This window comes from Kitasatospora arboriphila (assembly GCF_039528095.1).
Classification (GTDB): domain Bacteria; phylum Actinomycetota; class Actinomycetes; order Streptomycetales; family Streptomycetaceae; genus Kitasatospora; species Kitasatospora arboriphila.
In genome coordinates, this window is sequence record NZ_BAAALD010000097.1 from 21,854 (window position 1) to 27,853 (window position 6,000).

The 6,000-nt window shown below is 76.4% G+C and carries 5 protein-coding genes; 3 read left to right on the forward strand and 2 right to left on the reverse strand.

Features of this window, described 5'->3' with window-relative positions; genetic code table 11:
- The first annotated feature begins 96 nt into the window (after positions 1-96).
- From ABD353_RS32745 to ABD353_RS32755, 3 genes are all read left to right on the forward strand, one after another.
- On the forward strand, positions 97-897 hold the full coding sequence (locus ABD353_RS32745; protein WP_344627320.1) for a hypothetical protein: 801 nt from the start codon (positions 97-99) through the stop codon (positions 895-897).
- 230 nt (positions 898-1,127) lie between these two features.
- A complete protein-coding gene (locus tag ABD353_RS32750; protein WP_344627321.1) occupies positions 1,128-1,934 on the forward strand; it encodes a (2Fe-2S)-binding protein in 807 nt (268 codons plus the stop codon).
- A 131-nt stretch (positions 1,935-2,065) separates the two neighbouring features.
- Positions 2,066-3,046: a DUF2637 domain-containing protein gene (locus ABD353_RS32755; protein ID WP_344627322.1), complete on the forward strand. Its 981-nt coding sequence runs from the start codon at positions 2,066-2,068 to the stop codon at positions 3,044-3,046.
- 39 nt (positions 3,047-3,085) lie between these two features.
- On the opposite strand, the gene ABD353_RS32760 is transcribed toward ABD353_RS32755, so the two are convergent.
- Together ABD353_RS32760 and ABD353_RS32765 are read right to left on the reverse strand one after the other, a co-directional pair.
- A complete protein-coding gene (locus ABD353_RS32760; protein WP_344627323.1) occupies positions 3,086-5,311 on the reverse strand; it encodes a SpoIIE family protein phosphatase in 2,226 nt (741 codons plus the stop codon).
- Between the two features lie 232 nt (positions 5,312-5,543).
- Entirely contained in the window at positions 5,544-5,984 is a 441-nt protein-coding gene (locus ABD353_RS32765) for an ATP-binding protein (protein ID WP_344627325.1), read from the reverse strand.
- Positions 5,985-6,000: the final 16 nt, after the last annotated feature.

The following is a 6,000-nucleotide window of genomic DNA, read 5'->3' on the forward strand; positions in this document are numbered from 1 at the left end:
CTGGTGCACAAGCTCGCCCCCGTGTTGAATTGCCGCCACAGCGCGGCGGAGGGGACGGCCGCGCCCCTGCCGGATGGCGCACACAAGGAGGTGGCGTTGTCGGAGCACGGAACGGGCCCGGGGGGCGTGGCGGACGCCGTATGGCGGCTGCGGTCGCGCGGATGCTGGCAGGAGGCTGCGGAGTTACTGCGACCGCACGCCGGGCGGGATCCGACCGCCGCGCTGGAGCGGGCCGAACTCCTCATCGAGCAGTGCATGTTCACGGCCGCGAACTGGGCCGAGGCGGAGGCCGCGCTGCGCCTCGCCGAGGCGGGGGCGGCGGCGCCCGGGCGGCGGACCGCGGCGGCCTGCGCCCGGGGGTTCCTGGCGTACGTGGCGAGCGTGCTGGGCCGGCGGGACCGGCTGGACGAGGCGCAGGCTGCGCTGGGGCGGACCTCCGCGCTGCTGCCCCCGGACGCGCCGGGCCGCCCGCTGCTGGACTTCCGGCGCGGCCTGGTCGCCGAGAACCTGCTGCACGACCCGGCGGCGGCGCGGATCGCCTACCGCCGGGCGCACGACGCGGCGGTGGAGCGCCACGACGACCTGCTCTGCTCCTACACCTGGCGGCACCTGGCCGGGTTGGCGATGGCCGGCGGCGACCGGGAGCGGGCGCGGGAGGGGTTCCGCGCCTCGCTGCGGCTGCGCGAGGAGCTCGGGTTCACGGTGGGGGTGGCGCCGGCCCTGGCCGCCCTCGCGGACGTCGTCGAGCCGGCGGAGGCGGTCCGGCTGCGGGCCGAGGCGGCCCGGCTGGTCCAGGCCCTCGGCGGGGTGCCGGTCTGGCTGGCCGGCCGGTTGCAGGTCCCGCCGCAGGGCGCGGTCCAGGACGGCGCGGTGGTCCGGGCACCGGGGACGGCCTGAGCGGGGGCGGGTGCGCGGTGCGGTCCGGGCCGGTCCGGGCGCACCGCGCGGCCGCTCCCCCGGCGCGCCCGGGCATCGACGGGTCCGATGCCGGGGCGGGCGGCCTCGGCGGCGCGACGGACGTGAGCTAAGGTAAGGCTAACCTGTCCGGGGCGAGCAGTGCCCCGGACGGGTTCCGCCGACGCCGTCCCCGGGCTCCGCCGAGCCCCGTCCGTACCGCTGGGGCCCGCATGACCCTGACCGCCGCTGAGGCCGCCCCGGTGCCGGCCCGCCCCGAACCGCCGCTCGCGGGCACGTACCGCAGACTGACCGCCGCCCACCCCGCCCTGCGCGTCCGACTGGCGCCGCCGCCCTCCGGCGACGGCTGGGCCCGCGCCGGAGACCTGGCGGCGGACCCGGAGGCCGTCCGCGCCGCGATCGCCTTCGACGCCGAGGCCGGCGAGCGCGACCACGGCACCGCGCTGCGGCCCGACGTGGCGGCGGGGTTCTGCTTCCACCGCTGGGTGTGGCCGGTGGCGCTGGCCGTCACCCTGCCGTGGTTCCTGGAGCGCCGGGTGCCCCGGCTGCCGGTCGGCCGGGTCGCCTTCCACCGGGCGCACGGCGAACTGACCGTGGACCCGGTGGAGTTGGTCGGCCTGCCGGGCGACCCGCTGGCCGCCGGGGGCCTGCTGCGCACCGTGCCGGACGAGGCCGCGCTGCGCGCCGAACTGCTCGACGCGGTGCACGAGCACGTGGCGCCCATGGTGGCCGCGTTCCGCCCCTGGGTGCGGCGCGGCCCGCGGACCCTCTGGGGCACGGCCACCGACGACGTGGTCGAGGTCCTCTGGTTCCTGGCCGGCCAACTCGGCGAGGAGGAGCGCGCGGTCGCGGAGCTCACCGCTCTGCTGCCCGGCGGCGGACCGGCCCCCTTCGTCGGCGGCGCCGCCTTCCGGCCGGGGGACGGAATCCGTACACGCACTCGGTCCACCTGCTGCCTGTTCTACACCGTTAGCCCGAACGAGCTGTGTTTCACCTGCCCGCGACAGCAGGAAAGGTGATTGCCATTCGAATATTCGCCGATAATTCCCCCGCACCGGTGCATCGCCGGTAATCCGGCCCTGCGGCACCGGAATTCTCCGCCATCATGGACCAGCCGTCCCTACGCAGGAAAGCGAGGCTGGTTCAGGTCATGAGACTGTCCGACATACCACTGGGCTGGGGCGCGGCGGGCACGGCCCTCCTGGTGGTCGCCGCCGTCCTCGTGGCGTTCGCCCGCAACCGGGCCGCCGCGGCGACCGGCGGGTCCGATTCCTGGGAGCGCTCGGAGGATCGCCGCCGCCGCAAGGAATCCCTGTACGGGGCCGCCTCGTACACCCTGCTCTTCTGCTGCGCCGCGGTCGCCGCGGCGCTGTCCTTCCACGGCCTGGTCGGCTTCGGCGTGCAGAACCTCAACCTCTCCGGGGGCTGGGAGTACCTGGTGCCGTTCGGCCTGGACGGTGCCGCGATGTTCTGCTCGGTGCTCGCCGTCCGCGAGGCCAGCCACGGCGACGCGGCGCTCGGCTCCCGGCTGCTGGTGTGGCTGTTCGCCGGTGCCTCCGCCTGGTTCAACTGGGTGCACGCGCCGCGCGGCCTGGGCCACGCCGGGGCGCCGCAGTTCTTCGCCGGTATGTCCCTCTCGGCGGCCGTGCTCTTCGACCGGGCGCTCAAGCAGACCCGCCGGGCGGCCCTGCGCGAACAGGGCCTGGTGCCCCGTCCGCTGCCGCAGATCCGGATCGTCCGCTGGCTGCGGGCCCCGCGGGAGACGTACGCCGCCTGGTCGCTGATGCTGCTGGAGGGCGTGCGCACCCTGGACGAGGCCGTCGAGGAGGTCCGCGACGACCGCCGGGCGGCCGCCGCCGCCCGGGAGCGGGCCGAGATCCGCGCCATCGGCCGCCACCACGGGGGCTGGCGCCAGCGTTCCGCCGCCCGGCAGTTGGAGGCGGGCGGCACGGAGCCCGTCATAGCCGTCGACGCCGCACCCGCCGAGGTCCGGCCTGCCCCGCAGCCGGGGCTGCCGGTCCGCCCGGCGCCGCCGAGCGTCGACCTGACCCCGGAGGAGGACACCATGACGCTCCCCCGCCTGGACTCCCTGGAGCAGAAGCTCAAGGACCTGGAGCAGCAGTTCGGCTGATCGGCCGGAGCGCGCCGGGGGCTGCCCGCGTCCCCGGCCTCAGTACACCTGGCCGTCCGTCGGGGCGGGGCCCTCGGCGGACAGCTCGAACCACATCCGCTTGCCGGAGCCGCGGGGCTCCACGCCCCAGCCGTCGGCGAGCGCCTCCACCAGCATCAGTCCGCGGCCGGAGGAGGCCTGTTCGCCGGGCGTGCGGCGGGTCGGCCACAGGTCCGACTCGTCCTCGACCTCGACCCGCAGGCGGGCCCGGCCCTGGCCGGGCGCCTGGTAGAGCCGGGCGGTGAACATCGCGTCCCGGTCGGTGTGCCGGATCGCGTTGGTGACCAGCTCGGAGGAGAGCAGTTCGGCGGTGTCGATGAGGTCCGGCACCTGCCAGCGTCTCAGCGCGTCCCGCAGTTCGCCGCGGAGCTCGGAGATCCGGGCGAGGTCGGCCTGGCCGATCCGGCGCCGCAGCTGCTGGGCGGCGCGGCCGCCGGAGGGGCCGTCCCAGCGGAGCAGCAGCAGCGCTATGTCGTCCTCGCGCTCGCTGGAGTCGGCGGCCCGGGCGGCGACCCGGTCGGCCAGCTCCTCCAGCGGTTCGCGGGCGGACTCGTCGCGGGCGGGCAGCGGTGCGGCGACCGCCTCGCAGAGCCGGTCGAAGCCGGTGTCGAGGTCCATGCCGCGGGCCTCGACCAGGCCGTCGGTGCAGAGCAGCACGGTCTCGCCGGGGTCGAGGCTGAACCGGGTGACCCGGTACTCCTCGTCGGGGTCGACGCCGAGCGGCAGGCCGCCGGCGACCGGCAGGACACAGGCCGAGCCGTCGGCCCGGCGGACCACCGGGTCGAGGTGGCCGGCCCGCACCGCGTAGACCACGCCGTAGTCGACGTTGACCTCGGCGTAGGTGCAGGTGGCGAAGTGGTCGGTGTCCAGGTCGGCGAGGAAGCGGGAGGCACGGGCCATCACCGCGGCGGGCGGGTGGCCCTCGGCCGCGTAGGCGCGCAGGGCGATCCGCAGCTGGCCCATGATGCCGGCCGCGTGCACGTCGTGGCCCTGGACGTCGCCGATGACCAGGCCCACGTGGCCGCCGGGCAGCGGGACCACGTCGTACCAGTCGCCGCCGATCTGCAGGCCGGAGCCGGCCGCGAGGTAGCGGACGGCGGTGGTGACGCCGGGCACCGAGGGCACGGCGCGCGGCAGCATGACCCGCTGCAGGCTGGCGGCGAGCTCGTGCTCGGCGTCGTGCAGCTGGGCGCGGGCCAGGGACTGGGCGACCAGGCCGCCGAGGGTGGAGAGCAGGGTGCGCTCGTCGGCGTCGAGCTCGCGGTCGTCGTCGAAGCTGACCACGCAGACGCCGATCGCCCGGCCGCTGACGACCAGCGGCAGGAAGGCCCAGGAGCTGCGGCCGGTGCCGGCGCCGAGCTGCTCCCACGCCTCCGGGTAGCGCTCGCGGTACTCGTCGCGGTCGGCGATGAAGACGGGGGTGCGGGTGCGGACGGCGAAGGCCATCGGGTGGTCGGCGGCGAGCGGGGAGCGGTCGTGCCGGGCGATCAGCTCGCTGCGGTAGCCGCTGGCGCCGAGGATGGCGAGCCGGCCGGCCTCCATGGAGGCGAGCACCAGGCCGTCCGGCGGCAGGCCGGGCAGCGGCAGCTCGGTGAAGACCCGGGCGACGTCGCGGACGGTGACCGCCTCGGACAGCGCCCGGGCGGCCTCCTTGATGAACCGGGAGCGCTCCTCGCGCAGCGCGGCGAGCTCGCCGGCCTTCTCCCGCTTGTGCAGCTCGACGGTGGCGTCCCAGACGAAGCCGACCATCCGGGACGGGCGGCCGAAGGCGTCGGCCAGGACCCGGCCGCGGAAGCGCACGGCGTGCATCTCGCCGCCGGGGTGGACGGTGCGGTAGTAGGCGCCGCACTGGCCGAGCTCGGCGACGGCCCGCTCGACCCGGCGGCTGACGACCGGGGCGTCCTCGGGGTGGAGCAGGGCGAGGAAGGCGGCGGAGCTGCGGTCGAAGCGGTCCGGGTCGAGACCCAGGATGTCGCAGGCCCGCTGGTCGCCCTCGAGGATGTCGCGGCGGATGTCCCAGTCGAACGAGCCGATGCCGTTGGCGGCCATCGCCGGCTCGAGCCAGTCGGGGGTGGAGTCGCCGCCGCGGCCGGGCAGGCCGCGGCCGGTCGGGGGGACGGGCAGGCCGGCGGTCGCGGTGCGCAGCGCGTGGCCCGCGGCGGTGCGCACCGCCTGGGCCGGTGGGCTCCGGCGCGCGGGCCCCTGCGGCTCGGGCTCTGTCGCCATGTGTCTCCTGCCGCTGCAGGCCGTGCCGTCCGGGGGACGGCACGGCCGGGTCGTGATCGGATTCGGTGTGCCGGCCGGTGGGGCCGGTCGGGAATCGGTTCTTCCCGCCGCACACCGCGCACACATTCTCACTAGCCTGTCGTATGTTCGGCAAGGCGGCAATCCCGGAGCACCGTCCGGGTGTCGCGAAGATGGGGCAAAGATGGGGCCGCGGTGATGGTTCGTACACGTTTCAGGACGGTCCGAGCTCGAACCAGGTGACCTTGCCCTCGCCGCGGAGCTGCACTCCCCAGTCGTCCGCCAGCGCTTCGACCAGCAGCAGTCCGCGGCCCGAGGTGGCGTACTCGCCGGGTGCCCGGCGCCCGGGCAGTCCGGTCGCGGCATCGCGGACTTCGATCCGGAGCAGGCCGTCCGGAGTGAGTTCCGCGTCGAACACCGCGCCGGCCCGGGTGTGCACCAGCGCATTGGTGATCAGTTCCGAGGCGAGCAGCTCCGCGGTGTCGGCCCGCTCCGGCGGTATCCCCCAGCGGTCGAGCACGGCCCGCAGCCGGCGGCGGACGGCGCCGACGGCGCTCAGCTCGGCCGGCTCCAGGGCGGCGTGCAGCCGGCGGTGCAGCCCGCAGCCGGCCTCCCGCGCCGCGGGCGGGGCGCCGTCGGGCGCGGCCCGCGGCACACGGCGGTCGTCGGGG